The sequence below is a fragment of the Ancylobacter mangrovi genome, from assembly GCF_024752355.1.
Taxonomy (GTDB): Bacteria; Pseudomonadota; Alphaproteobacteria; order Rhizobiales; family Xanthobacteraceae; genus Ancylobacter; species Ancylobacter mangrovi.
Genome location: NZ_JANTHZ010000001.1, coordinates 987,830 through 1,014,607 on the forward strand (window position 1 = coordinate 987,830; position 26,778 = coordinate 1,014,607).

Sequence of the window (26,778 nt, forward strand, 5' to 3'; positions counted from 1 at the left end):
GCCGGCCGGGGTCAGAACACCAGCGAACGGTGGATCGCCATGCCGGCGAAGGCCCCGTCCGCCACCGCCAGCGAGACCGAATGCGGCATGCGCGCCACGTCCCCGCAGGCGAAGGCGCCGGGCACGCTGGTCTCCTTCGCCCCGTCGGTGCGGATCTGGGTGCCGAACGCCGTCTCGGCCAGTTCGCAGCCGAGCGTCGTCGCGACCGGCGTCGCCGGCGCGTTGGCCGGCAGGGTGAACAGCCCGGCGAAGTCGAGCCGCCGCCCGTCCGCCAGCACCACCCCGGCCACGCCGTCGAGCCGGGCGATCGTCGTCTCCTCCACCGCGACGCCCCGCGCCGCGAGGTCCGCGCGCTCGGTGGCATCGGGCGCGACGGAAGCATTGGTGAACAGCGTCGTCTCGCCCCATTCGGCCACCATCTGCGCCTGGTGGACCGACATCGGCCCGGTGGCGATCACGCCGATCTGCCCGCGGTCCAGCTCGTAGCCGTGGCAATAGGGGCAGTGGAACACGCTGCGTCCCCAGCGCTCCGCCAGCCCGTGAATGGAAGGCAGCGCGTCGCTCACGCCGGTGGCGAAGAGCAGGCGCCGTCCCTCGTGGCGGGCACCGTCCGTCGTCGTGACGTGAAAGGCGTCGCGCATTCCCGAGGCGCCCGCGGCCGTGCCCTCGATCCAGTCGAGCGTCGGATAGGCGGAGAGCTGCTCTCGCGCCGTGCGTGCGATCTCGGCCGGGTCGGCGCCGTCCTGGCCGAGGAACCCGTGCGACGCGTCGGCGAAGCGGTTGCGCCGCCTCCCCGCGTCGATCACCAGCACCTGCCGCCTCGCCCGTACGAGCTGGAGGGCGACGGCCATGCCGGCATAGCTGCCGCCGATGATGATGACGTCATGCATGTGGATGTCCTTCCCGGCGCGCCGCCATGCGGCGGGCGAAGTCGGCCGCGAGATCGGCCAGTGTGATGTCGGCGAAGCGCTCCAGCAGCACCGCCTCGGCCCTGGTGAAGGCGTCGTCCAGCGCGGCGTTCACCGCCTGCTCGACGAGGCAGTCGGGCGTCTCGTTGCGGTTGCCGATGGCGAAGATCGCCGGTTCGCCGAGGATGGCGTGGAGCTGGCGCAGCGTGACCTTGCCGAGGTCGGCGGAGATCCGCCACCCGCCCGCATGCCCGCGTGCCGAGCGCACCAGCCCGGCCTCGCGCAGCAGGCCCATGGTCCGGCGCACCACCACCGGGTGGGTGTTCATGCAGGCGGCGAGTTCCTCGGAGGTCATCGGCTCCTCCCTCCCCGCCATGTGCAGCAGGGCGTGGAGCACGGATGAGAGGCGGCTGTCGCGTTTCATGTAACTTCAATTATTACATAAAACGGCAAAAGACAAGGCCGGCCGCGGGAACGGCCGGCCTTGCGGGTGTCCTACATCTTCACGGCGCGGAGCCGCAGCGCGTTGGAGATCACGCTCACCGAGGACAGCGACATGGCGAGCGCGGCCACCATGGGCGAGAGCAGCAGGCCGAACACGGGGTAGAGCACGCCCGCCGCGATCGGCACGCCCGCCGCGTTGTAGATGAAGGCGAAGAACAGGTTCTGGCGAATGTTGCGCATCGTCGCCTGCGACAGGCGCCGGGCATGGACGATGCCGCCGAGATCGCCGCGCAGCAGGGTCAGCCCGGCGCTCTCGATCGCGACGTCCGTGCCCGAGCCCATGGCGATGCCGACATCGGCGCTGGCGAGCGCGGGTGCGTCGTTCACGCCGTCGCCGGCCATCGCCACCACGCGGCCTTCCTTCTTCAGCCGCTCGACGACGGCCGCCTTCTGCTCGGGCACCACCTCCGCCTCGACCTCGGCGATGCCGAGCCGGCGCGCCACCGCCTCGGCCGTGGTGCGGTTGTCGCCGGTGAGCATCACCACGCGGATGCCCTCGGCGGCGAGGTCCTTGAGCGCCTGCGGCGTGGTCGCCTTGATCGGGTCGGCGATGGCGATCGCCGCCGCGACCTTGCCGTCCACCGCCATCAGGATGGCGCTGGCGCCTTCCCGGCGCAGCTCGTCCGCCGGCTCGGTGAGCGGCGAAGCGTCGATGCCGAGCTCGGTCAGGAAGGCGGCGCTGCCGAGTGTCACCCGCTTGCCCTCGACGAGGCCGTAGGCACCCTTGCCGACCGGGCTGTCGAAGCCGCGCACCTTGGGGATCTCGATCCGGCGGTCCTGCGCCGCGCTCACGATGGCGCGGGCGAGCGGGTGCTCGGAAAGCCGCTCCACCGCCGCGGCGAGGCGCAGCGCCTCGGCCTCGTCGAAACCTTCGGCGGGGACGATGGCGGTGACGGAGGGCGCGCCCTCGGTCAGCGTGCCGGTCTTGTCGACGACAAGCGTGTCGACCTTCTCCATGCGCTCCAGCGCCTCGGCGTTCTTGATCAGAACGCCCATCCCTGCCCCGCGCCCGACGCCGACCATGATCGACATCGGGGTGGCGAGGCCGAGCGCGCAGGGGCAGGCGATGATCAGCACCGCGACCGCCGCCAGCAGCGCATGCGAGAAGCGCGGCTCCGGCCCGAAGGCGGCCCAGGCAATGAAGGCGAGCACGGCGCAGGCGACCACCAGCGGCACGAACCAGCCCGCCACCTGGTCGGCGAGGCGCTGGATCGGCGCGCGCGAGCGCTGCGCATCGGCGACCATCTGCACGATGCGCGAAAGCATGGTGTCGCGCCCCACCTTCTCGGCGACGATGACGAGCGAGCCGGAGCGATTGAGCGTGCCGCCGATCACCGCGTCGCCGGTCTGCTTGGTCACCGGCATAGCCTCGCCGGTGACGAGGCTCTCGTCCAGCGCCGAACGGCCATCCTCGACCGTGCCGTCGACCGGCACCTTCTCGCCGGGGCGCACGCGCAGCCGGTCGCCGACCACGATCTCGGAGACGGGGACCTCCTCCTCGTCCTCGTCGGCCCCGCCGTCGCGGCCGCGCAGGCGAATGGCGGTCTTCGGGGTGAGGTCCAGCAACGCCTTGAGCGCGCCCGAGGTCCGCTCGCGGGCCCTCAGCTCCAGCACCTGGCCGAACAGAACCAGCACGGTGATGACGGCCGCCGATTCGAAATAGACCGGCACCGTGCCGTCCGCCGCGCGGAAGGCGGGCGGGAACAGGCCCGGCGCCAGCACCGCGGCGAGGCTGTAGAGATAGGCGACGCCGGTGCCGATGGCGATCAGCGTGAACATGTTGAGGTTGCGGGTGACGACCGACTGCCAGCCGCGCACGAAGAACGGCCAGCCGGCCCACAGCACCGCCGGCGTCGCCAGCACGAGCTGGACCCAGACCGACACCGGACCCGGCACGAGATGGTGGAGCGCGGGGAACAGATGCCCGCCCATCTCCAGCACGAAGACCGGCACGGCGAGGGCGAGGCCGACCCAGAAGCGGCGGGTCATGTCGACCAGCTCTTCATTGGGCCCGTCGTCGAGGCTCACCAGCATCGGCTCCAGCGCCATGCCGCAGATCGGGCAGGTGCCGGGGCCGATCTGCCGGATCTCGGGATGCATCGGGCAGGTATATTCGGTGCCCTCCGGCACCGGCTCGGCCGCGCGCGGCTCGAGATATTTCTGCGGGTCGGCCACGAACTTGGTGCGGCAACCGTTGCAGCAGAAATAATAGGTCCGCCCGCCATGTTCGGCGCGGTGCTGAGCGGTATGGGGATCGACGTCCATGCCGCAGACGGGGTCCTTCATCGTCTCGCCGGCATCGGTGCCCGCATGGCCGTGGCCATGGCCGCCATGATCGCCATGGTCACCATGACCATGACCATGGCCGCCGCAGCAGGAACCGCCCGCCTCCGCAGTCTCGGCCGGCAGATATTTCTGCGGGTCGGCAACGAACTTGGACCGGCAGCCCGCCGAGCAGAAATAATAGGTCGTGCCGTCGTGATCCGCCTGGTGCTTGGCCGTGGCGGGATCGACGTCCATGCCGCAGACCGGGTCCTTCACCATCTGGCCGGCCGTGCCCGCGGCGCCTGCGTGATCATGCGTATGGGAATGCGCATGGCCGGCGTCATGATGTGAATGATCGTGGCCGCCGCAACAGGACCCGCCCGTCTCCTTCGGCCCGTGACCATGCTCCGCCATGACGATCTCCTCTCATATACCCCATATGGGTATGTAGCTCTTGCCATATATACCCCGCATGGGTATATGGCAAGCATGCAGGACGATACGCGCGATGCTTGTCTGAAACGCCTGAACCGGATCGAGGGTCAGGTGCGCGGGATCGCGCGCATGGTCGAGGACAAGCGCTACTGCATCGACATCGTAACCCAGGTGGCGGCGGTGCGGGCGGCGCTCAAGAAGGTCGAGGAAGAGGTCCTGCGGGACCATGTCGCCCATTGCGTCGAGCACGCCATCGCCTCCGGCGACGCCGACGAGCAGCGCCGCAAGGTCTCCGAACTGATGACGGTGCTCGGCAAGCTGAACGCCTGAGCGCCGGGCCAGGGCTCAGGGCGCCTTCAGCCCCAGCGAGGCGACGTAGCTGCGGTTGATGCGGCAATTGGCGAAGCGCGCATTCTCGATATAGGCCCGCAGCGTGGCGGCGACAGCCTCGCGCGAGGGCTTCTCCATCCCGGCCCAGGCGCTGCGCGGCACACTGCCGAAGCGGGCGATCGCGTCCCATCCCTCGGGCTTGACGATCGAGGCGATGGTGGAGCGGGAATCGAGGTTCTTGTAGGTCCAGAAGCTCCAGCCGATGCCGAAGCGCTCGTTCAGCGCGCGGTACTTGGCGTTCCACGCATCGGTGAGTTCGCCCGTCTCGCCGAGGAAGATCGGCACGCCCCAGCGATTGGCGAAGTTCACATAGGCCTGCACCTCGCGCCGCTCGGGGCTCGCCCAGAACTTGTGGTAGGTGTAGGCGAGGTTGTCGGCGAAGGGCGGGCCGAACACGGCGAAATTCGTGCTCCACTGCGCCGCTGCAAGGATCACCGGGTGGTTCGGGTCGACGGCACGGATCGCCGTCGTGATCTGCTCGTAGAAGGGCTCGAGGCGCGGATTGAGATAGTCCATGTCGCTGTAGGGCGAGATCGGCTCGTTCAGCAGCTCGTAGCCCAGCACCGCCGTCTCGTCGCGATAGCGGGTGGCGATCGCCCGCCACAGCGTGATTGTGCGGCGCCTGAACTCGGGCACGTAGAAGGTCAGCGGATAGCCGACGCCATCGTCATGGTTCACGCCGGTCTGGCCGCCGGGCGCGGCGTGGATGTCGAGGATGACCTTGATGCCATACGCCTTCGCCCAGCCCACCGCCCGGTCGATCAGCGCCCAGCCCTCGCCCTGCGGGTCGACCTGCGAGGGGTTCGCCGGGTCGAGGAAGAACTTCCAGTGCAGCGGGATGCGCACCGTGGTGAAGCCCGCCGCCGCGAGGAAGGCGATATCGTCCTCGCGCACATAGACGTCGCGGAAGTCGTGCCAGAACCGCGCCGCTTCCTCCGGGCCGGCGAGATACTCGATCACGTCCTCGATCTGGTACGGCGCGCGCTGGACCTCGAACTTGAACATGTAGCCTTCCGGCAGCAGCCAGTTGCCGAAGCTCGTGCCCCTGATGTGGAAGGTCGACCCGTCCGGATTGACGAAGCGCGTGCCCTCCGCCCGCACGAAGCCGTCCTGCGCCCGCGCGCTGACGCCGGGCACGGCCAGCAGCGCGGCAAGCAGGAGGATGTGGAACAGGCGGAACGGGGCGGGCCTCATGAGGCGGCACGCTATGTGAGCCGCGAGAGCGGAGCAATGGGCCGTCGCGCGGCGCCGGGGGATGGCGTATCGCCGCTGCACCGCCAGACGCACGGTGACAGCGCGCCCGCCGCGCGCTAATCGAGTTGGCTCCCGCCCTCGACCTCCGTCATCCATGTCGCTTTACCAGGCCGCCTACCTCCTCGTCGCGCTGATCCTGTTCGTGCTCATGGTCCGGCGCGGGCGGGTGCAGACCTTCCTCGCGCTGACGCTCGTCGCCATCGGCTTCGGCTATGCGGCGGGCATGTCGACCTCCTATGTCGGCAAGGCCTTCGGCCTCGGCTTCGCGCAGGCCGTCAACACGCCCGGCCTCATCGTCCTCGCTGCGGCCCTCATCGCCGCCATCGCCGACGGCGCGGGGGCGACCGACTTCCTCGCCGCCAGGGCGCGCGGCTGGCGCACGCGCTCGGTGCCGCTGGCGATCATCGGCCTCCTCGCCGGCCTCGGCTCGACGCCGGCGGCCGCCTTCGCGGTGCTGAACCCGTTGCGCCGGGCGATAAGCGGCGACAGCCCGCGCTCCGCCCTGGTGCTGGGGCTGAGCCTCTCCGCCAGCCACGGCGTGCTCATCCCCGCGCCGGTGATGCTGGCGAGCGCCACCATCCTCGGCGCCGACTGGATGCTAGCGGCACAGATCGGCCTGCCGCTCGCCCTGCTCCTCGGCGCCCTCGGCACCGTGCTCGCGAGGACGACCACGGCGAGCGGGACCGCTCCCGCGCAGACCGCCGAGCTCGTCGATGGCAAGCGCCTGCACGCGCCGCGCCGGGCCAGCTTCGCGCTCGTCGCGGTCAGCCTCGTGCTGGTGGCGATGCTCATCACGCAGTCGCTGGGCGACATCGCCAGCGAGCCGCTGGGCGGCGGCTCGAACCGCGAGTTCCTTTTGGCGCTCGGTCGGCCGGCGATCCTGCTCATGGTCGGAACCGGCCTGATGCTGCTGCTGAGCTGGTTCTGGCCGCCGGGCGGTCTGTCCGAGGAGGGATGGGTCGGCCTGGCGCTCACCCGCGCCGCCGGCCTGCTGCTCTTGATCGGCGCCGCTGGCGGCCTCTCCAAGATCGCGCAGGAGACCGGCATGGCGGAGATGAATGCCGAGCGCCTGATCGGCCTCGCGCCCGCCGGGCCGCTCGCCCTGCTGCTGCCCTTCGCGCTGGCGGCCGTGGTGAAGACGCTGCAGGGCTCCTCGCTGGTGGCGGCGATCACCGCTTCCGGCATGGTGATGGAACTCGTCGGCCCGCTCGGCCTCGGCGATCCCGCCGGCCGCACGCTCGCCGCGCTCGCGGTCGGAGCGGGGGCGATGTGCGCACCGCATATAAATGACGGATTTTTCTGGCTGGTTGCGAATGCGGGCCGCTTCACCCCCGGCGCGCTGCTGGCGCGGCTCTCGCTCGGCACGCTGCTTCAGGGAGCGCTTGCCGTCGCCGTGCTGATGCTGATCCGGCTCATCGCATCCTGAGGCCAGGGAGACCGCCGATGCTTCGCCGCCGTGACTTCCTCGCCTGCGCCGCCGCGGCCACCGCGCTGCCGGCGCTTCCCGGCCCGGCGCGGGCACAGGCGCCGATGCCGAAACTGCCCTCCGGCTTCATCTGGGGCGCCTCGACCTCCGCCTACCAGATCGAGGGGGCGGTGAAGGCGGACGGGCGCGCGCCCTCGATCTGGGACATCTTCTCGCATACGCCCGGCCGCATCGCCGACGGCACCAATGGCGACGTCGCCTGCGACCACTACAATCGCTACGCGGGCGATGTCGACCTGATGGCCGATGCGGGCTTTCGCGCCTACCGCTTCTCCATCGCCTGGCCGCGCGTGATCCCTCAGGGCACCGGGCCGGTGAACGCCGCCGGACTCGACTTCTACGACCGGCTGGTCGACCGCCTGCTCCAGCGCGGCATCGCGCCCATGGCCTGCCTCTACCACTGGGACCTGCCGCAGGCGCTGCAGGACCGGGGCGGCTGGCACAATCGCGACATCGCCAACTGGTTCGCGGACTATGCCCGGGCGGCGGTTGCCCGGCTCGGCGACCGGGTCCGGCCCTGGGCGATGCTGAACGAGCCCTCGGTCCACGCCATCTTCGGCCACGGCTTCGGCAACCACGCGCCGGGCCTCACCGGCTGGGCGAGCTACGTCACCGCGCAGCACCACCAGAACCTCGCGCAGGGCACCGGCATCGCCGCCATCCGCGCCGAACGCCGCGACCTCGCGCTGGGCACCGTGTTCTCGCTGCAGCCGATCTATCCCGCCAGCAACACGCCGCAGGACGTCGCCGCGGCGGGCCGCTTCGACGCCTGCTGGAACACGATCAACCTCGATCCCCTGTTCCACGGCCGCTACCCGGCCGAGTTCGAGCGCTATTTCGCCCCGCTCACCGCGGCCAACGACATGGCGACGATCCGCGTGCCGGTCGATTTCCTCGGCGTGAACTATTACGGGCCGTCCTACATCAAGCACGACCCCGGCGCCTTCCTCGCGCAGGCCGGCTATGGCGCGGTGCCGCCGGGCACGCCGCGCACCCTGCTCGGCTGGCCGATCGAGGCCAACGGGCTGGTCAAGGTGCTGGCGCGACTGCGCGACCATTACGGCAACCCGCCCGTCTACGTGACCGAGAACGGCGCCTGCTACGAGGACCCCGCTCCCGCCGGCGGCGTGGTGCAGGACCCGGAGCGCGTCGCCTATATCCGCGAGCATCTCGAGGCCTGCGCGACCGCGATCCGCCAGGGCTGCGCGCTCAACGGCTATTTCGTGTGGTCGCTGCTCGACAATTTCGAGTGGGCGGAGGGCGAGCGCCGGCGCTTCGGCGTGGTGCGGGTCGATTTCGACACGCTGGAGCGCACCCCGAAAGCCTCGCTGCAGTTCCTTTCCAGGCTGATGCGGGCGCAGCCGGCTTCCGCCGTACCGTAAGGCGCTTCGCACGCGTGACATGCGCCAGACACATATGTCGGTCATTTGACGCTGGTTCGAGAACACCCTTTCCTGTGCTACCAAGCGTTAAATCAGAGATGTCCCCGCCAACCGGCGGGACCCGCAAAACCGAGCAGTTGCATGCAGACAGACGATCCCGCCGTCGCTGAAATCATCGCGTTCATCTCCGGCGAAGTCGGGGTCGATTCGAGCCTGCTGACGCCCGAGACCCCCGTCGCGGAGCTCGGCATCTCCTCGCTCGACCTCATCGAGACCATCTTCAAGCTCGAAAGCCGGTTCGGCATCGAGATCCCCAATGACGGACCGCTGAACGGCAATGACGTGACCGTCGGCACGCTGGTCGAGCACGTCGCCGGCCTGCTCGCGGCCAAGAACGCCAAGAGCGCGGCGCCCGGGGCCGCCGGCCCCTCGGCGAAGACCGCCTGATGAGCGCACGCGTCGCGATTACCGGTCTCGGCGCCGTCTCGGCGCTGGGCCTCGACGTCGCCTCCCATCTCGCCGGGCTGAAGGCGGGCACGGTGGGCATCGGGCCGCTGCGCCGGGTCGATGCCACCACGCTGCGCTCGAAGATCGGCGCCGAGGTGCCGGAATTCGACCCGCAGGCCTATTTCGAGCCGCGCCAGCTCGGCCTGCTGGATCGGAGCTCGCAGATGGGCCTCATCGCGACGCGCGAGGCGGTGGCGCAGTCCGGCGGGGCGCTCGAGGGCGTCGCCTCGCACCGGGCCGGCGCGATCTTCTCGGCTTCCATCGGCTACTGGACGATGGAGGAGGGCTACCAGAAGCTCTATCTCGACAAGGCCCCGCGCCCGCATCCCTTCACCGTGCCGCGCGCCATGCCGAGCGGCACGGCGAGCGTCGTGACCATGGATCTCGGCATCCACGGCCCGGCCTTCGGCATCGCCTCGGCCTGCTCCTCGGCGAGCCACGCCATGGGCACGGCGTTCCACATGGTGCGCTCGGGCATGCTCGACGTGGCCGTTGCCGGGGGCGCCGAGGCGTCGATGACGCCGGGCATGCTGCGGGCCTGGGAGGCGCTGCGCGTGCTCTCGCCGGAAGGCTGCCATCCCTTCTCCAGGGACCGTTCCGGCCTCGTGCTTGGCGAGGGCGCGGCCGTCATCGTGCTGGAGAATCTGGAGCGGGCCCGCGCGCGCGGTGCCACCGTCCTCGCCGAGATGACCGGCTTCGGCATGAGCTCCGACGGGATCGACATGACCGCGCCGGACACGGAAAGCTGCGCGCGGGCCATGAGCCTGGCGCTGGAGGACGCCGGTATCGCGCCCGAGGCGGTCGACTACGTGAACGCCCACGGCACCGCCACCCCGCTGAACGACAAGACCGAGAGCGCCGCGATGCGGCTCGTCTTCGGCAACCGGCTGGCGGCGCTGCCGGTTTCCTCGACCAAGTCGATGTACGGCCACACGCTGAGCGCCTCAGGCGCGCTCGACATGGTGGCGACCGTGCTGGCGCTGCGCGAGGGCTTCCTGCCGCCGACCATGGGCTTCAACGAGGCCGACCCGGAATGCGACGTCGACTGCGTGCCAAACGCCTCGCGCGCCGCCTCGCCGGAGGTCGCCATCTCCTCGAGCTTCGCCTTCGGCGGCCTCAACGCCGTGCTGGCGGTCCGGCGCTATCCGGGCTGAGGCCCGACGCCCTCGACGTGGAGCGGGCCGTCGCTCGCCGGGCCGGCGAGGTCCCGGAGCGCGGGGATGACGCCGGCGAGCTGGGCGCGGCAGAAGGCGGCGATCTCGCGCGGTAGCCGGCCGAGCTCCTGCCGGCGGGCGATCAGAGTCAGATGCCGCACCAGCCCCGGCCCGGGCAGCGGGCGGCAGGCGAGCCCGTCCAGCGCCAGCGCGGCTTCGAACACGCAGAGCGGCGTCGTGATGGCAAAGCCCGCCCCGGCGGCGACGCTCGCCGTCACCCCGTAGGGGGTGTCGAATTCGAGGCGTCGCGGCAAATCGAGACGCAGCCGCCGCAGATGCCGCTCCACCTCCATCCCGGTCTTCGAGCGGGCGGAGAAGCGCACCAGCGGCAGCGTCTGCGTGAGCGCGACGAGATCGGCCGGCCGCGCCGGCGGAGCGACGTCCGCCGGCATCAGCAGCACGTAGGGCTCGCTCAGCAGCGGCCAGCGCTCCAGCCCCTCGATCTCGTCGAGGTCGTCCGCGCCGACCAGCAGGTCGAGCTGGCGGGTCAGCAGCGCCCCGGCATGCGAGGCGGTGAGCCCGGAGAGCACCGAGGCCTGCTCCGCCATCTCGTCCAGCTTTCCCGCCAGCGGTGCCATCAGCGCGCGCGAGAGCGAGTCGACGAGGCCCGCGCGCAGCAGCGGCAGCCGGGCATGCTCCGCCTCGCGCAGCAGCGGCGCGATCTGCCGCGCCTCGGAGAGCAGCGCGCTCGCCCGCTGGCGCAGTGCGCCGCCGGCGGCCGTGAGGGCGAGCGGGCGGGCGCTGCGGTCGAACAGCACGACGCCGATGCGCCGCTCGAGGTCCGCCACCGCCTGCGACACCGCCGGCTGGGTGAGCGAGAGCCGGCGCGCAGCCTGCGCCATCGTTCCCGCCTCGCAGACGGCGAGGAAGATGTCGAGGCCACGCAGATCGAAGGGCAGCGCGTCGGGTGAGGCCATGGTTTTCCTTCCGCCGGTGGGCGCGCCACGAGCGCGTTCGTAGCTATAACCAAAACTTATATTATCACCAGCACGGGCACGTTCTAAAGCTCGATCCAATGATCGCGCGAGGCCCTGATGCGCTACTCCTTCCTCAGCATCCTGAAGAACGGCCTGTCCGGCCAATCAGGCTGGAAACCCGCCTGGCGCGATGCCGCGCCGAAGCCCGCCTATGACGTCGTCATCGTCGGCGGGGGCGGCCACGGCCTCGCCACCGCCTTCTACCTCGCCAGCGAGCACGGCATCCGCAACGTCGCGGTGATCGAGAAGGGCTATATCGGCTCCGGCAATGCCGGGCGGAACACCACCATCATCCGCTCGAACTACCTGCTGCCGGGCAACGAGCCGTTCTACGAATGGTCGATGAAGCTGTGGGAAGGGCTGGAGCAGGCGGTGAACTACAACGCCATGGTCAGCCAGCGCGGCGTGCTCAACCTCTACCATTCCGACGCGCAGCGCGACGCCTTCGCCCGGCGCGGCAACTCCATGCGGCTCGCCGGCGCCGACAGCGAATTGCTGGATACCGAAGGCGTGCGGGCCATGTACCCGTTCCTCGACTTCGACAATGCGCGCTTCCCGATCCGCGGCGGTCTGCTGCAGCGGCGTGGCGGCACCGCGCGGCATGACGCGGTGGTGTGGGGCTATGCCCGCGCCGCCGACCAGCTCGGCGTCGACATCGTGCAGAACTGCGAGGTGACGGGCTTCCTCACCGAGGGCGACGCCATCATCGGGGTCGAGACCTCGCGCGGCCCGATCCGGGCGGGGAAGGTCGGCCTCGCCGTCGCCGGCTCCTCCTCGCGGGTGGCGAAGCACGCCGGCCTGCGCCTGCCGATGGAGAGCCACGTGCTGCAGGCCTTCGTGTCCGAAGGGCTCAAGCCGATGATCGACGGCGTCGTCACCTTCGGCGCCGGGCACTTCTACATCAGCCAGTCCGACAAGGGCGGGCTCGTCTTCGGCGGCGACATCGACGGCTACAACTCCTACGCCCAGCGCGGCAATCTTCCCGTGGTGGAGGACGTCGCCGAAAGCGGCATGGCGCTGATGCCGCGCATCGGCCGCCTGCGGCTGCTGCGCATGTGGGGCGGCGTCATGGACATGTCGATGGACGGCTCGCCGATCATCGACCGCACGCCGCGTCCCGGCCTCTACCTCAATTCCGGCTGGTGCTATGGCGGCTTCAAGGCGACGCCGGCCTCGGGCTGGTGCTTCGCCCACCTGCTGGCGACCGACCGCGATCACGCGACCGCCACCGCCTTCAAGCTCGACCGCTTCCGCACCGGCCACCTCATCGACGAAAAGGGAGTCGGCGCCCAGCCGAACCTGCACTGATGCGCATTCCCTGCCCCTATTGCGGCGCGCGCGATTCCGCCGAGTTCGCCTATCTGGGCGACGCGACGCCCACCCGTCCCGATCCCGAGGCGCCGGACGCGCAGGACGCGTTCCACGACTACGTCTATCTGCGCGACAATCCGGCCGGCGCGCATGCCGAATGGTGGTACCACGCCGCCGGCTGCCGCCGCTGGGTGAAGGTCGAGCGCGACACGCTCACCCATGTCGTCTCGCAGGCGCAGTTCGCGGGAGGGGCCGAATGAGCCGCCTCGCCACGGGCGGTCTCGTCGACCGCGCCCGCCCCCTCTCCTTCACCTTCGACGGCGTGAGCTATTCCGGCCTCGCCGGCGACACGCTCGCCTCGGCGCTGCTGGCGAACGACGTCCGCCTCGTCGGCCGCTCGTTCAAGTATCACCGCCCGCGCGGCATCCTCTCGGCAGGACCGGAGGAGCCGAACGCGCTGGTCGAACTGCGCACCGGCGCCCGCCGCGAGCCGAACACGCGCGCCACCGTCGCCGAGCTGTTCGACGGGCTGGAGGCGTCGAGCCAGAACCGCTGGCCGTCGCTCAAGCTCGACGCGCTCAGCGTCAACGGGCTGGTGTCGCCGTTCCTCGGCGCCGGCTTCTACTACAAGACCTTCATGTGGCCGGCCGGCTTCTGGGAGAAGCTCTACGAGCCGGTGATCCGCCGCGCCGCCGGCCTCGGCCACGCCGCCGCGGAGGCCGACCCCGACCATTACGAGAAGGCCAACGCCTTCTGCGACGTGCTGGTGATCGGCGCCGGGCCGGCCGGGCTGATGGCGGCCCTCGCCGCCGGGCGCGCAGGGGCGCGGGTCATTCTCGCCGACGAGGATTTCCTGCCGGGCGGGCGGCTCAATGCCGAGGCCGTCGAGATCGGCGGCAAGGCGGCCAGCGACTGGGCGGCGGGCATCGTCGCCGAACTTTCGAGCCTGCCGAACGTGCGGATCATGACGCGGACCACCGTGTTCGGCGTCTATGACGACGAATATGGCGCCGTGGAGCGGGTTGGCGATCATCTGCCCGTCCCCGCGCCGTTCCAGCCGCGCCAGCGGCTCTGGCGCATCGCGGCGAAACGCACCGTGCTCGCGGCCGGCGCAACCGAACGGCCGATCGTGTTCGGCGGCAACGACCGGCCGGGCGTGATGCTCGCCGGCGCCGCGCGCAGCTACGCCAATCGCTACGGCGTCGCCGTCGGCAGCACGGTCGCCGTCTTCGCCAACAATGACGGCGCGTGGGCATCAGCCTTCGATCTCGCCGCGGCAGGCGTCGCCGTGGCGGCGATCATCGACATACGCCGCGAGGTCGCCCCGTCGCTGATGGCGCAGGCCAAGGCGCGCGACCTTCGCACCATCCTCGACGGGCAGGTGACCGGCACCGCCGGCCGGCTGGTCGGCGGCGAGCTCACCGGCATCTCGGTCCGGGCAAACGGGCGCAACGAGACGCTCGCCTGCGACGCACTTGCCATGTCCGGCGGCTGGTCGCCCAATGTCCACCTCACCTGCCACCATCGCGGCAGGCCGGTGTGGGACGCGTCCATTGCCGCCTTCGTGCCCGGCGGCACGCCGCCCGACATGACGGTGGCGGGCGCGGCACGGGGCACCTTCGCACTGTCCGGCATCCTGACGGAAGGGGCGAGGCTGGGCGCAGAGGCCGCGGGCGACCTCGGCTTTACCGCGGCCGCCCTCGACCTGCCGGCGACGAAGGACACGCCCGCCGCGATCACCGCCTTCTGGCAGGTGCACGGCTCGAAGGGTCCGGCCTTCGTCGACCAGCAGAACGACGTCACCGCCAAGGATGTCGGCATCGCCCACAAGGAAGGCTTCCGCTCGGTCGAGCACCTCAAGCGCTACACCACGCTCGGCATGGCGACCGACCAGGGGCGCACCTCGAACGTCGCCGGCCTCGCCATCATGGCGGAGCTCAGCGGCGCCGGCATCATCGAGACCGGCACCACCATCTTCCGGCCGCCCTACACGCCGGTGGCGCTGGGCGCGCTCGGCGGCCACCATCGCGGCAAGGATTTCCGGCCCACCCGCCTCACCCCGACCCATGGCTGGGCGGAGGAGCGGGGCGCCGTGTTCATCGAGACCGGCCCCTGGCTGCGCGCGCAATATTTCCCGCGCCCCGGCGAGAGCGACTGGCTGGAGACGGTCAACCGCGAGGTGAAGGCGGTGCGCGCGTCGGTCGGGCTGATCGACGTCTCGACCTTCGGCAAGATCGACCTGCAGGGGCCCGACGCCGGCACCTTCCTCGACCGCGTCTACATCAACGGCTTCGCCAAGCTGGCCGTCGGCAAGGCGCGCTACGGCGTGATGCTGCGCGAGGACGGCATCGTCATGGATGACGGCACCACCGCCCGCCTCGCCGACGACCACTATGTGATGACCACCACCACCGCCAATGCCGGCAAGGTCTACCAGCACCTCGAATTCTGCCTGCAGGTGCTGTGGCCGGAGCTCGACGTGACGCTCGCCTCGATCTCCGAGCAATGGGCGCAGATCGCCCTCGCCGGCCCGCGCTCGCGCGAGGTGCTGGCGAAGATCGTGGATGCCCCGCTCGACGTCTCCAATGAGGGCCTGCCCTTCATGGGCGCGGTCGAGGCCACGGTGATGGGCGGCGTCGCCGCGCGAATCTTCCGGCTCTCCTTCTCGGGCGAGCTCGGCTACGAGATCGCCGTGCCGGCCCGGCAGGGCGAGGCGCTGGCCCGCGCGCTGATGGCCGCCGGCGAAGCCTTCGGCATCACGCCCTACGGCACCGAGGCGCTCGGCGTACTGCGCATCGAGAAGGGCCACGTCTCGGGCAACGAGCTGAGCGGCCAGACCACGGCCGGCGACCTCGGGCTCGGGCGCATGGCGTCGACGAAGAAAGATTATATCGGCCGCGTCCTGGCCGCGCGCCCCGGCCTCGCCGATCCCGACCGCCCGACCTTCGTCGGCTTCCGACCGGTGGACGGGGCGCAGCGCCTGCGCGCCGGCGCGCATTTCCTGCCCCTCGGCGCGCCCGCCGACCTGGCCCATGACGAGGGCTACATGACCTCCGTCGCCTTCTCGCCCCATCTCGCCCAGTGGATCGGCCTCGGCCTGCTGAAGAACGGGCCGGCGCGCATCGGCGAGCGCGTGCGCGCCTATGACCCGGTCCGCGGCGGCGATATCGAGGTCGAGATCTGTTCGCCCGCCTTCATCGATCCGGAAGGGAGCCGTCAGCGTGTGTGAACCTGCCCGATCGCGCCCCCCGTTCGCCGGGATGTACCTGCCATGACCTCAGTGCTCGAAATGGGCCCCGTCACCCGCATGCCGCCCGCCGGCCGATACGGCCCGCAGGCGAACCCGGGCATCACGGTTGAGATGTCCGACCCGCCGGGTCTCGCCACCCTCGCCGCGCGGCGTGGGCAGATGGCCGCGTTGGTCGCGGCGATGCGGCAGGCCTTCGGCCTCGACCTCGGCGACGGACCGCAGGTGTCCCGTAGCGAGGGCATGAGCGCCATCGGAGCCGGCCCGGGCCGATGGTTCGTGCTCTGCGATGCGCCCGGTGACATGAGCCGACGCCTCGCCCCGCTCGCCGCCTTTGCAGCGATCACCGAGCAGACCGACGGCTACGTCGCCTTCACGCTCGCCGGCCCGCGCGTGGACGATCTGCTCGCCAAGGGCGTGACGATCGACCTCCACCCGTCGGCGTTCCCGCCCGGCCGCGCGGCGACGACAAATGTCGCCCATATCAACCTCACCCTGTGGCGGGAGGCGCCGGACCGCCATGTCATTCTGGTGGGGCGCAGCCATGCGGTGGGCTTTGCCCGCTTTCTCATCGCCTCGGGCGCCGAGTACGGACTGAGCTTCGTCCGTCGAGGTTGACCGCGGCGTGTTGCGCGCTTCCCTCGACGCCTCATCTCCCCTAAAACCCGCGCCCACATACCGCCCGTCGCCTGCCGGTCCCGTCCGGGGATCGGCGGCGGCGCAGGGCGCCCCGACGAGAGCCGCCATGACCGACGAGTCGAACACCTACATCCTGCTCTTCTCCTGCCCGGACCGTCCCGGCATCGTCGCCGGCGTCGCCAACTTCCTGTTCGAGCAGGGTTGCAACATCCTCGAGGCCCAGCAGTTCGACGACACGGAGAGCGGGCGCTTCTTCATGCGCGTCTCCTTCGAGCGCGTCTCGGGCGAAGAGACGCTGGAGAGCCTGAGCGAGAAGTTCCTGCCGCTGGCGGAGAAGTTCGGCCTCGACTGGCGCCTGCGCTCGCGGGCACGCAAGCGCAAGGTCATGCTGCTGGTCTCGCGCTTCGACCACTGCCTCGCCGACCTTATCTATCGCTGGCGCATCGGCGAGATCCCGATGGACATCACCGCCATCGCCGCCAACTACCCGCGCGAGACCTACGCCCATCTCGACCTTGACGGCATCCCGTTCCACCACCTGCCGATCACCAAGGAAACCAAGATGGAGCAGGAGGCCCAGCTCTGGGAGCTGTTCCAGAAGACCGGCTCGGAGATCGCGGTGCTGGCGCGCTACATGCAGGTGCTCTCGGACGGGCTGTCGGCGAAGCTCTCGGGACGCTGCATCAACATCCACCATTCCTTCCTGCCCGGCTTCAAGGGCGCCCGCCCCTACCACCAGGCGCATATGCGCGGCGTGAAGCTGATCGGCGCCACCGCGCACTACGTCACCTCCGACCTCGACGAGGGGCCGATCATCGAGCAGGACGTGGAGCGCATCACCCATCAGGACAGCGCCGAGGACCTGGTGCGCAAGGGGCGCGACATCGAGCGGCGCGTGCTGGCGCGCGCGCTGGCCTGGCACCTCGACGACCGGGTGCTGATCAATGGCCGCAAGACGGTCGTGTTTCGGGACTGAGGAGAGCCCCATGGTCGAGACCCGCCTGATCGACGGCAAGGCCTTCGCCGAGGGCCTGCGCGCACGGATCGCCGACGAGGTGACCGAGTTCAAGGCTCGCACGGCCGTGACGCCCGGCCTCGCCGTGGTCCTGGTCGGGGAGGACCCGGCGAGCGCGGTCTATGTGCGCAACAAGGGCAAGCAGACTGTCGAGGCCGGCATGGCCTCGATCGAGCACAAGCTGGCGGCCTCGGCCTCGCAGGACGAAGTGCTCGCGCTGGTGCGCCAGCTCAATGCCGATCCCGCCGTGCACGGCATCCTCGTGCAGCTTCCCCTGCCCGCCCATATCGACGCGCAGGCGGTGCTCGCCACCATCGACCCGGCGAAGGACGTCGACGGCTTCCACGTGGTCAATGCCGGCCGGCTCGCCGTCGGGCTCGACGCGCTGGTGCCCTGCACGCCGCTCGGCTGCATCCTGCTGCTGAAGCACAATCTGGGCTCGCTTGCCGGGCTGGAGGCGGTGGTGGTCGGGCGCTCGAACATTGTCGGCAAGCCGCTGGCGCAGCTCCTGCTGCGCGAGGACTGCACCGTCACCATCGCCCATTCGCGTACCCGCGACCTGCCCGAGGTGTGCCGCCGCGCGGATATCCTCATCGGCGCGGTCGGCCGCCCGGAAATGATCCGCGGCGCCTGGATCAAGCCCGGCGCCACCGTGATCGACGTCGGCATCAACCGGGTGGCGAAGCCGGACGGCGGCACGCGGCTGGTCGGCGACGTCGCCTTCGAAGAGGCGCAGGGCGTTGCCGGCGCCATCACGCCGGTGCCGGGCGGGGTCGGGCCGATGACGATCGCCTGCCTGCTGCAGAACACGCTGACCGCCGCGAAGCGGCAGGTGGCCGGCGGCGCGTGAGCGCCGGCTACACGCGCGGCAGGCGGTTCCAGGCGTCGAGGCCGGCGATCTTGTAGGCCTCAGCGAGGGTCGGGTAGTTGAACGTGTTCTCGATGAAGTAGTCGATCGTGCCCTTGAGGTTCAGCACCGCCTGGCCGATGTGGATCAGCTCGGTGGCGCCCTCGCCCACGATGTGCACGCCGAGCAGACGCCGGGTCTTCACCGAGAAGATCATCTTCATCATCCCGTTGTTCAGCCCCATGATGTGGCCGCGCGAGGTCTCCCGGAAGCGGGCGATGCCGCATTCATAGGGAATCTCGCGCCGGCGCACCTCCTCCTCGCTCATGCCGACCGTGGACATCTCCGGCACCGAATAGATGCCATAGGGGAAGAATTCCGGCGGCGGCGGCGGCTCCAGCCCGAAGGCGTGGCAGGCGGCGACGCGCCCCTGCTCCATCGAGGTCGAGGCGAGGCTTGGAAAGCCGATCACGTCTCCCGCCGCGTAGATGTGCGGCACGTTCGTCTGCAGCGTCTTGGGCTCGACGGCGATGCGCCCGCGATGGTCGACCGCGAGCCCTGCCGCGTCGAGGTTCAGCCGGTCGGTCGCGCCCACGCGCCCGGCGGCGAAGAGCAGCATGTCGGACTGCACGGTGCGCCCGTCGGCCAGCTTGCAGACCGGGCGCTCATCGCCGTCAAGTTCGATCGAGGTGACGGCGGAACCGAGCCTCAGCCCCACGTTCCGGTCGCGCAGTTCGTGCACGAACTCGTCGATCAGCTCCTTGTCGATGAAGTCGAGGAAGCTGCTGCGCGGCTCGATCAGCGTCACCGCGACGTCGAGCGCGCTGAAGATAGTGGCGTATTCCACGCCGATGACGCCCGCGCCGATCACCGCGAGGCTGCGCGGCAGCTTGGGCAGGTCGACGATCTCGTCGCTGTCGAACACGGTCATGCCGTTGAAGGGCACGTAGTCGGGGCGGAACGGGCGCGTACCGCAGGCGATCAGGACATGCGCCGCGGTGAAGACGTCGACGTCACCATCGTCATTGGTGACCTCGATCGTGTGCGGATCAGTGAAGCGGGCCTCGCCGCGCGCGTTCTTCACCCCGTTGCGGGCGAACTGGTGCTCGAGGACCTCGACCTCGTGGTCGAGCGTCTTGTGCAGCCGGCTCATCAGGTCGCCCGCCCCGATGTCGTGCTTCACCCGGTAGGAGCGCCCGTAGAAGCCGCGCTCGCGCCAGCCCGACAGGTTGAGCACGGTCTCGCGCAGAGTCTTGGAGGGAATCGTGCCGGTATGGACAGAGACCCCGCCGACGCGCCGGCCCTTCTCGATCACCAGCACCGACTTGCCGATTTTTGCGGACTGCACCGCGGCACGCCGCCCCGACGGGCCGCTGCCGATGACAATCATGTCGAAGTCGTACATTGAAAGCTGAACCGTTCTGATGGCGGGATGGACGCCCGGGCTTTCGATGCACGATGAATGCCAAGGTCCGATGACGACCGCCTTCCGGCGGCAGGATATCGGGCGCGGGCGCGAGGCCGTGGCGTCAAGGGGCAGGACACAGGGAAGAGGTGGCACGCGTGGCTGATCGCAGGCAGGAGACATCGGGCAAGGCGCAGGCGGCGAAGGGAGCCGAGCCGGGTGCGGAAGAGCTCAGCACCGGCTCGGGAGCGCCGGTCGCCAACGAGCGCACGCTGGAGCAGGCGCTGGGCCTCCAGGTCCGCGCCACCCGCCGCGACCTCGACCTCACCGTCTCCGATCTCGCCAGCGCCGCCGGCATCTCGGTCGGCATGCTCTCCAAGATCGAGAACGGGCTGATCTCGCCCTCCCTCGCCACGCTGCAGGCGATCTCGAGCGTGCTCAACGTGCCGCTGTCGACGCTGTTCTCCTCCTTCGAGGAAAAGCGCGACTGCTCCTTCGTGCCCGCCGGGCAGGGCGTGCACATCGAGCGGCGCGGCACCAAGGTCGGGCACCAATACGAGCTGCTCGGCCACGCGCTCGGCGGCGAGGTGGCGGTCGAGCCCTACCTGATCACGCTCAGCGAGGAGGCGGTGCCCTATACCGGCTTCCACCATGTGGGCATCGAGTTCATCCACATGCTTTCCGGCGAGGTGATCTATCGCCATGGCGACCGCACCTACCATCTGCGGCCGGGCGACTCGCTGATGTTCGATTCCGCCGCCACGCATGGGCCGGAGGAACTGCTGGTGCGGCCGATGACCTATCTGTCGATCATCGTCTATCCGCGCGCGCCGAGCTGAGCGCGGACGCCCGCTCCCCCCGCAACCCTCGCCCCTCAATTTCCTCAGAAGAAAAATTTATTCTCCTGCATTGACGGCTCGCCGGCACGCACCTAAGAAGGAGCGTGACATCGCCTCCCCCGGATTTGTGCCAGGAGCTCCGCCATGTGCGGCATCGTCGGGCTGTTCCTCAAGGACCCCAAACTCGAACCCGAGCTCGGCGCCATGCTGGCGCAGATGCTCGACGTGATGTGTGACCGCGGGCCGGACTCGGCCGGCTTCGCCGTGTACGGCGCCGGTGCTCCCGGTTTCGTCAAGCTGACCCTGCGCGGCCCGGCCGGCACCGATTTCGCGAAGATCGGCGCCGAGATCGGCCATCTCGTCACCCCGCGCGACACCCATGCGGTGCTGAGCGTGCCGGCGGCCGAGGAGATGGCCGCGCGTACCGCCCTGGCCCGCATCGCGCCGGATATCCGCGTGGTCGGTGCCGGCGCGCGCATGGAGCTCTACAAGGAAGTCGGCCTGCCCGCCGACGTCGCCCGCCGCTTCAAGCTGGACGCCATGTCCGGCACCCACGCCATCGGCCATACCCGCATGGCGACGGAGAGCGCGGTGACGACGGACGGCGCCCACCCCTTCTCCACCGGCCCGGACCAGTGCCTCGTGCACAATGGCTCGCTCTCCAACCATGCGGGCGTGCGTCGCCGGCTGGCGCGCGAGGGCGTGAGCGTCGACACCGAGAACGACAGCGAGGTCGCGGCCGCCTACCTCACCTACCGCATGCGCTCGGGTGACTCGCTGGGCGAGGCGCTGACCCATTCGCTGGACGACCTCGACGGCTTCTACACCTTCGTCGTCGGCACGGAGAGCGGCTTCGGCGTGCTGCGCGATCCCATCGCCTGCAAGCCCGCCGTCATGGCCGAGACCGATGGCTATGTCGCCTTCGGCTCCGAATACCGCGCCCTCGCCGGCCTGCCGGGCATCGATTCCGCCCGCGTGTTCGAGCCGGAGCCGGCCAAGGTCTATTTCTGGGATCGCGCCGCATGAAACTCTCCCTCACCCCTGCGGCGGCCGAACGGGCCGTCGATATCGACCTCGCCAGCTCCGCGCTGCGCGAGCTGAACGCGGCGCTCCACAAGCTGACGCCCGACACCAACGAGACCTACTGGCGGATCGCCAACCCCGCCGGACGCCACGCGATCGCAGCAGGGCTCGACGTGCCGGTGACGGTCGAGATCGACGGTCCCGTCGGCTACTACTGCGCCGGCATGAACAAGCAGGCGAGCGTGATCGTGAACGGCAATGCCGGCGTCGGCGTCGCCGAGAACATGATGAGCGGCTTCGTGCATGTGAAGGGCGACGCCAGCCAGTCCGCCGGCGCCACCGCCCATGGCGGCCTGCTGGTCATCGACGGCAACGCCTCGGCGCGCTGCGGCATCTCGATGAAGGGCGTCGACATCGTGGTGAAGGGCTCGGTCGGCCACATGAGCGCCTTCATGGCGCAGGCCGGCACCCTCACCGTGCTGGGCGACGCGGGCGAGGCGCTGGGCGACAGCCTCTACGAGGCGAAGCTGTTCGTGCGCGGCTCGGTCGCCGGCCTCGGCGCCGACTGCGTGGAGAAGGAGATGCGCGACGAGCACAGGACGCTGCTCGCCGCCAAGCTCGACGCCGCCGGCATTCTCGGCGAGGTCGACATCTCCGAGTTCCGCCGCTACGGCTCGGCCCGCTCGCTCTACCACTTCCACATCGACAACGTGTCGAGCTACTGAGGGCGGGCGCGATGAACGACATGACCCACACCCCGCGCACCAAGCCGCGCGTCTCGGCCACCTTCGACGAGTACACGCTCTCGGAGATCCGCCGCGCCGCCGCGACCGGCATCTACGACATCCGCGGCGCCGGCGCGAAGCGCAAGGTTCCCCATTTCGACGACCTGCTGTTTCTCGGCGCCTCGATGTCGCGCTACCCGCTGGAGGGTTATCGCGAGCGCTGCGACACCTCGGTCGTGCTCGGCACCCGCTTCGCCAAGAAGCCGATCGAGCTCAAGATCCCGGTCACCATTGCCGGCATGAGCTTCGGCTCGCTCTCGGCCAATGCCAAGGAAGCGCTCGGGCGCGGCGCCTCGACCATGGGCACCTCGACCACCACCGGCGACGGCGGCATGACCAATGAGGAGCGCGGGCACTCGAAGACGCTCGTTTACCAGTACCTGCCCTCGCGCTACGGCATGAACCCGGACGATCTGAAGCGCGCCGACGCCATCGAGGTGGTGGTCGGCCAGGGCGCCAAGCCCGGCGGCGGTGGCATGCTGCTCGGCCAGAAGATCACCGAGCGCGTCGCGGCCATGCGCACCCTGCCCGTCGGCATCGACCAGCGCTCGGCCTGCCGCCATCCCGACTGGACCGGCCCCGACGACCTCGAGATCAAGATCGAGGAGTTGCGGGAGATCACCGACTGGGAGAAGCCGATCTATGTGAAGGTCGGCGCGGCGCGTCCCTATTACGACACCGCGCTGGCGGTGAAGTCCGGTGCCGACGTCGTGGTCGTCGACGGCATGCAGGGCGGCACGGCAGCGACGCAGGAAGTGTTCATCGAGAATGTCGGCATCCCGACCATCGCGGCGGTGCATCAGGCGGTGAAGGCGCTTCAGGACCTCGGCATGCACCGCAAGGTGCAGCTCGTGGTCTCCGGCGGCATCCGCAACGGCGCGGACGTCGCCAAGGCGCTGGCGCTCGGCGCCGACGCGGTCGCCATCGGCACGGCGGCGCTGGTGGCGCTCGGCGACAACGATCCCCACTACCAGGCGGAATACGAGGCGCTCGGCACCGTCGCCGGCGCCTATGACGACTGGCACGAGGGACGCGACCCGGCCGGCATCACCACCCAGGACCCCGAGCTGATGAAGCGGCTCGACCCGGTCGCCGCCGGCCGTCGCCTTGCCAACTACCTCGCGGTGCTGACGCTGGAGTGCCAGACCATCGCCCGCGCCTGCGGCAAGAGCCACGTGCACAATCTCGAGCCCGAGGACCTCGTCGCGCTGACCATCGAGGCGGCGGCGATGGCCAACGTACCGCTCGCCGGCACCGACTGGATTCCCGGTCGGGACGGACGATTCTGAACCCGCACCCCGCGCCTCGGCGCGGGGTTTGCATTTGATCATCGCGCAAAGAACCCGGAAGGGTCGGGGAACAGCACGGATTGCAGATGGCAAACGATCTCGCTCACGCCGCCAAAGAACTCGGCATCAAGTACTTCCTCATCTCCTATGTCGACCTGTTCGGCGCGCTGCGCGCCAAGCTGGTGCCGGCCGCCGCGATCGGCGGCATGCAGAAGGCGGGCGCGGGCTTCGCCGGCTTCGCCACCTGGCTCGACATGACGCCGGCGGACCCGGACCTGTTCGCGGTTCCCGATCCCGAGAGCCTGATCCAGCTTCCCTGGAAACCCGAGGTCGGCTGGCTCGCCTCGGACCTCGTCATGAATGACGAGCTGGTCGCGCAGGCCCCGCGCAACGTTCTCAAGAACATCATGCTCGGCGCCGACTCGCTCGGCTACCAGATGAAGAGCGGCGTCGAGTGCGAGTACTTCCTCACCACACCCGACGGCCTGAAGATCTCCGACGCCGCCGACGACGCGACCAAGCCCTGCTACGACCAGTCCGCCCTGATGCGCCGCTTCGAGGTCATCAGGGAGATCTGCGACTGCATGCTGACCCTCGGCTGGGGGCCCTACCAGAACGACCATGAGGACGCGAACGGCCAGTTCGAGATGAACTGGGACTTCGACGACGCCCTCGTCACCGCCGACCGCCACGTCTTCTTCAAGTACATGGTCAAGGCGATCGCCGAGAAGCACGGGCTGCGCGCCACCTTCATGCCCAAGCCCTTCATCGACCTCACCGGCTCGGGCTGCCACATGCACACCTCGCTGTGGAGCCCGGACGGCGCCAACCTGTTCGAGGACGAGGACGGCGAGCTCGGCCTGTCCGACCTCGGCTACAGCTTCATCGGCGGGCTGATCCACAATGCCGAGGCGATGTGCGCCTTCACCAATCCGACGGTGAACTCCTACAAGCGCATCAACGCGCCGGTCACGATCTCCGGCGCCACCTGGGCCCCCAACACCGTCACCTACACTGGCAACAACCGCACCCACATGATCCGCATCCCCGATGCGGGGCGGCTGGAGCTTCGCCTGCCGGACGGCTCGGCCAATCCCTATCTGATGCCCGCCGCCGTGCTCGCCGCCGGCCTCGACGGCATCCAGAACCAGCGCGATCCGGGCAAGCGGCTCGACATCAACATGTACACGGACGGGCACAAGGTGCGCGGCGCCAAGAAGCTGCCGCTCAACCTGCTCGACGCCACCCGTGCGCTGGCGAAGTCGAACATCCTGCGCAGCGCGCTCGGCGCCCCCCTCATCGACGGCTACATCAAGCTGAAGACCGAGGAGTGGAACGCCTATTCCCACCACCTCACCGAATGGGAACGCGCCAACACGCTCGACATCTGAGCGGCGCCCGACGACAGCGGCGGCCGGGCACTGACCCGGCCGCTCGCGCCCTTTCTCAATCGCGCACGGTGAACGGCACCACGCCGCGTCGGTCCGGATCGAGCGTGATCTCGCGGTCCAGCGGGGGAAAGGCGCGCTCGGGACAGGCGGTCCGCGGGCAGATGCGGCAGTTGACGCCGAGCGGCGACACGCTGGCCGATTTCAGGTCCATCCCGTCGGCATAGACCACCTCGCCCGCATAGGAGACCTCGCAGCCGATGCCGAGCGCGTAGCGGCGCTCGCGCTGGCCGTGGCGCGTCGGCGGCTTCGAGGTGCTGCGCGCGAGGCACAGATAGCGCACCCCGTCCGGCATCTCGCCGAACTGCATCAGCATGCGCGAGGGCTGCTCGAACGCCTCGTGGACGTTCCACACCGGGCAGGCGCCGCCATAGCGCGCGAACTGGAAACGCGTGGCGCTGTGGCGCTTGATGACGTTGCCGGCGCGGTCGACCTTCAGGAAATAGAACGGCACCCCCTTCTCGCCCGGCCGCTGCAGGGTCGAGAGCCGATGGCAGACCTGCTCGAGGCTCGCCCCGGTCATGGCGCCGAGGAGGTCGAGGTCGTGCCGCGTCTCGCGCGCCAGGCGGGCGAAACGGCGATAGGGCAGGATCAGCGCGCCGGCATAATAGTTCTGCAGCGACAGCCGGCACACTTCGCGCGCCGCCGCGCTGCGGAAGCCCGCATCCAGCACATGCCGGTCGATCAGCTCGCTCTGCTCGAAGCGGGCGATCAGCGCCGCGAGGCGGAAGCTGCGGCTCGCCGGATCGAGCGTGCGCGAGAGCGTCGCGGTTCGCCGGTGGCGGTCGAAATGCAGCAGCGGCGCGTCGGGCTCGTCGGCCGGCGCGGCATCGACCGTGATGCCGTGGTGCCGGCGCAGATGCTCGACCAGCACGGCGGGGGCGTCGTCGCGCGCGAACAGGTCGAGCGCGGCGCTGCGCTCCTCGGCGGCACGGTCGAGCCCGTCGACATAGTTGTCGATGTAGTGGAAGTGGTCGCGCACCTCCTCATAGGGGGCGAGGTTGCGCGCCTCGCCGTCGAGCTCGGTGGCGATCGACGTCACCGCGTCGTCATGGGCCGCTCGGCGCTCCTCGAGCCGGCGCAGCGCACCGTAGAGCCGCAGGAACGCATGGGCGAAGGCGGGGGCGTGGGTAGTCGCGTTCTTCAGGTCCTGGAGGCTCGGCTCCAGCCCCTTGAAGACCGGATCAGCCAGCGCCTCGCGCAGATCCGTCACCACGCGGTCGAGATCGTCGGCACCGAAATGGGCGATGTCGAGATTGAAGGTGCGGCTGATCGCGAGCAGCACGGCGGCCGTCACGGGACGCTGGTTACTCTCGATCTGATTGATGTAGCTTGGCGAGAGGGAAAGGCGACGGGCGAAGTCGATCTGCGTCAGGCCGAGCCGCTCGCGCACGTTGCGCACCGCGTGACCGGCATAGACCTTCTTCGACATGAACGGCGGACCTTCGATTTTGTGAAAATTTTACAATTTCACGATCCGCATTTTCACAGCTTATCTTTTGTCCCGCAAGCGCCTAAGACACGACGTGTGCCGGGAAGACGTGCAGGATGCGCGAACGCGGCGCGCGATGACGGGCATCGCCGGCGGCTTTCCCGTCGGGCGCCCGG

At 69.8% G+C, this 26,778-nt stretch carries 23 protein-coding genes; 16 read left to right on the forward strand and 7 right to left on the reverse strand.

All coding sequences use genetic code 11. The features are described from left to right. Positions 1 to 11: 11 nt before the first annotated feature. The 3 genes from NVS89_RS04675 to NVS89_RS04685 form a co-directional block, all read right to left on the reverse strand. A complete protein-coding gene (locus tag NVS89_RS04675; RefSeq protein ID WP_258731328.1) occupies positions 12 to 890 on the reverse strand; it encodes an NAD(P)/FAD-dependent oxidoreductase in 879 nt (292 codons plus the stop codon). Further along, positions 883 to 1,332 carry an Rrf2 family transcriptional regulator gene (locus tag NVS89_RS04680; protein WP_258731329.1) on the reverse strand — a complete coding sequence of 150 codons (450 nt, stop codon included), beginning with the start codon at positions 1,330 to 1,332 and terminating at the stop codon, positions 883 to 885. The genes NVS89_RS04675 and NVS89_RS04680 overlap by 8 nt, the downstream gene beginning before the upstream one ends. A gap of 71 nt (positions 1,333 to 1,403) precedes the next feature. After that, positions 1,404 to 4,091: a heavy metal translocating P-type ATPase gene (locus tag NVS89_RS04685; protein ID WP_374114517.1), complete on the reverse strand. Its 2,688-nt coding sequence runs from the start codon at positions 4,089 to 4,091 to the stop codon at positions 1,404 to 1,406. Positions 4,092 to 4,166: 75 nt separating this feature from the next. On the opposite strand from NVS89_RS04685, the gene NVS89_RS04690 reads away from it, so the two are divergent. After that, the gene (locus NVS89_RS04690; RefSeq protein ID WP_258731534.1) at positions 4,167 to 4,442 is read left to right on the forward strand and encodes a metal-sensitive transcriptional regulator; all 276 of its coding nucleotides are present in this window, start codon (positions 4,167 to 4,169) and stop codon (positions 4,440 to 4,442) included. Positions 4,443 to 4,457: 15 nt separating this feature from the next. On the opposite strand, the gene NVS89_RS04695 is transcribed toward NVS89_RS04690, so the two are convergent. Then, complete coding sequence (locus NVS89_RS04695; protein ID WP_258731330.1) at positions 4,458 to 5,696, reverse strand: glycoside hydrolase family 5 protein; 1,239 nt, start codon at positions 5,694 to 5,696, stop codon at positions 4,458 to 4,460. Positions 5,697 to 5,850: 154 nt separating this feature from the next. Between NVS89_RS04695 and NVS89_RS04700 the strand changes: the two genes are divergently transcribed. From NVS89_RS04700 to NVS89_RS04715, 4 genes are all read left to right on the forward strand, one after another. Further along, positions 5,851 to 7,182 carry a GntT/GntP/DsdX family permease gene (locus NVS89_RS04700; protein WP_258731331.1) on the forward strand — a complete coding sequence of 444 codons (1,332 nt, stop codon included), beginning with the start codon at positions 5,851 to 5,853 and terminating at the stop codon, positions 7,180 to 7,182. Positions 7,183 to 7,199: 17 nt separating this feature from the next. Then, the gene (locus NVS89_RS04705; RefSeq protein ID WP_258731332.1) at positions 7,200 to 8,624 is read left to right on the forward strand and encodes a GH1 family beta-glucosidase; all 1,425 of its coding nucleotides are present in this window, start codon (positions 7,200 to 7,202) and stop codon (positions 8,622 to 8,624) included. Between the two features lie 141 nt (positions 8,625 to 8,765). Beyond that, positions 8,766 to 9,071: an acyl carrier protein gene (locus NVS89_RS04710; protein WP_258731333.1), complete on the forward strand. Its 306-nt coding sequence runs from the start codon at positions 8,766 to 8,768 to the stop codon at positions 9,069 to 9,071. After that, positions 9,071 to 10,285, forward strand: coding sequence for a beta-ketoacyl-[acyl-carrier-protein] synthase family protein (locus NVS89_RS04715; protein WP_258731334.1), 1,215 nt, complete (start codon positions 9,071 to 9,073; stop codon positions 10,283 to 10,285). Before NVS89_RS04710 ends, NVS89_RS04715 begins: the two co-directional genes overlap by 1 nt. On the opposite strand, the gene NVS89_RS04720 is transcribed toward NVS89_RS04715, so the two are convergent. Next, positions 10,273 to 11,262: a LysR family transcriptional regulator gene (locus NVS89_RS04720; protein ID WP_258731335.1), complete on the reverse strand. Its 990-nt coding sequence runs from the start codon at positions 11,260 to 11,262 to the stop codon at positions 10,273 to 10,275. The genes NVS89_RS04715 and NVS89_RS04720 overlap by 13 nt on opposite strands. Positions 11,263 to 11,379: 117 nt before the next feature. Between NVS89_RS04720 and NVS89_RS04725 the strand changes: the two genes are divergently transcribed. From NVS89_RS04725 to folD, 6 genes are all read left to right on the forward strand, one after another. Continuing rightward, positions 11,380 to 12,630, forward strand: a complete 1,251-nt coding sequence (locus NVS89_RS04725; protein ID WP_258731336.1) for a sarcosine oxidase subunit beta family protein — start codon at positions 11,380 to 11,382, stop codon at positions 12,628 to 12,630. Further along, complete coding sequence (locus tag NVS89_RS04730; RefSeq protein WP_258731337.1) at positions 12,630 to 12,893, forward strand: sarcosine oxidase subunit delta; 264 nt, start codon at positions 12,630 to 12,632, stop codon at positions 12,891 to 12,893. The genes NVS89_RS04725 and NVS89_RS04730 overlap by 1 nt, the downstream gene beginning before the upstream one ends. Continuing rightward, the gene (locus tag NVS89_RS04735) at positions 12,890 to 15,862 is read left to right on the forward strand and encodes a sarcosine oxidase subunit alpha family protein (protein ID WP_258731338.1); all 2,973 of its coding nucleotides are present in this window, start codon (positions 12,890 to 12,892) and stop codon (positions 15,860 to 15,862) included. Before NVS89_RS04730 ends, NVS89_RS04735 begins: the two co-directional genes overlap by 4 nt. Positions 15,863 to 15,904: 42 nt before the next feature. Continuing rightward, entirely contained in the window at positions 15,905 to 16,498 is a 594-nt protein-coding gene (locus NVS89_RS04740) for a sarcosine oxidase subunit gamma (RefSeq protein WP_258731339.1), read from the forward strand. Between the two features lie 127 nt (positions 16,499 to 16,625). After that, the gene (gene purU, locus NVS89_RS04745) at positions 16,626 to 17,495 is read left to right on the forward strand and encodes a formyltetrahydrofolate deformylase (protein WP_258731340.1); all 870 of its coding nucleotides are present in this window, start codon (positions 16,626 to 16,628) and stop codon (positions 17,493 to 17,495) included. A 10-nt stretch (positions 17,496 to 17,505) separates the two neighbouring features. After that, positions 17,506 to 18,384 carry a bifunctional methylenetetrahydrofolate dehydrogenase/methenyltetrahydrofolate cyclohydrolase FolD gene (folD, locus tag NVS89_RS04750; RefSeq protein WP_258731341.1) on the forward strand — a complete coding sequence of 293 codons (879 nt, stop codon included), beginning with the start codon at positions 17,506 to 17,508 and terminating at the stop codon, positions 18,382 to 18,384. Positions 18,385 to 18,391: 7 nt separating this feature from the next. Here folD and sthA read toward each other — a convergent pair whose 3' ends face one another. Beyond that, positions 18,392 to 19,786: a Si-specific NAD(P)(+) transhydrogenase gene (gene sthA / locus NVS89_RS04755; protein WP_258731342.1), complete on the reverse strand. Its 1,395-nt coding sequence runs from the start codon at positions 19,784 to 19,786 to the stop codon at positions 18,392 to 18,394. A 158-nt stretch (positions 19,787 to 19,944) separates the two neighbouring features. Here sthA and NVS89_RS04760 point away from each other — a divergent pair, with 158 nt between their 5' ends. The 5 genes from NVS89_RS04760 (at position 19,945) to glnT (ending at position 25,113) form a co-directional block, all read left to right on the forward strand. Further along, positions 19,945 to 20,625, forward strand: coding sequence for a helix-turn-helix domain-containing protein (locus NVS89_RS04760; protein ID WP_258731343.1), 681 nt, complete (start codon positions 19,945 to 19,947; stop codon positions 20,623 to 20,625). A 144-nt stretch (positions 20,626 to 20,769) separates the two neighbouring features. Further along, the gene (locus NVS89_RS04765) at positions 20,770 to 21,651 is read left to right on the forward strand and encodes a class II glutamine amidotransferase (RefSeq protein ID WP_258731344.1); all 882 of its coding nucleotides are present in this window, start codon (positions 20,770 to 20,772) and stop codon (positions 21,649 to 21,651) included. Then, positions 21,648 to 22,373, forward strand: coding sequence for a GltB/FmdC/FwdC-like GXGXG domain-containing protein (locus tag NVS89_RS04770; RefSeq protein ID WP_258731345.1), 726 nt, complete (start codon positions 21,648 to 21,650; stop codon positions 22,371 to 22,373). The genes NVS89_RS04765 and NVS89_RS04770 overlap by 4 nt, the downstream gene beginning before the upstream one ends. Positions 22,374 to 22,384: 11 nt before the next feature. Then, positions 22,385 to 23,722, forward strand: coding sequence for an FMN-binding glutamate synthase family protein (locus NVS89_RS04775; protein WP_258731346.1), 1,338 nt, complete (start codon positions 22,385 to 22,387; stop codon positions 23,720 to 23,722). Between the two features lie 86 nt (positions 23,723 to 23,808). Further along, positions 23,809 to 25,113: a type III glutamate--ammonia ligase gene (glnT, locus tag NVS89_RS04780; RefSeq protein ID WP_258731347.1), complete on the forward strand. Its 1,305-nt coding sequence runs from the start codon at positions 23,809 to 23,811 to the stop codon at positions 25,111 to 25,113. A 55-nt stretch (positions 25,114 to 25,168) separates the two neighbouring features. Here the strand turns inward: glnT and NVS89_RS04785 are convergent, their stop codons facing one another. After that, positions 25,169 to 26,602 (reverse strand): helix-turn-helix domain-containing protein, encoded by a 1,434-nt coding sequence (locus NVS89_RS04785; protein ID WP_258731348.1) that lies wholly within the window; start codon positions 26,600 to 26,602, stop codon positions 25,169 to 25,171. Positions 26,603 to 26,778 lie beyond the last annotated feature (176 nt).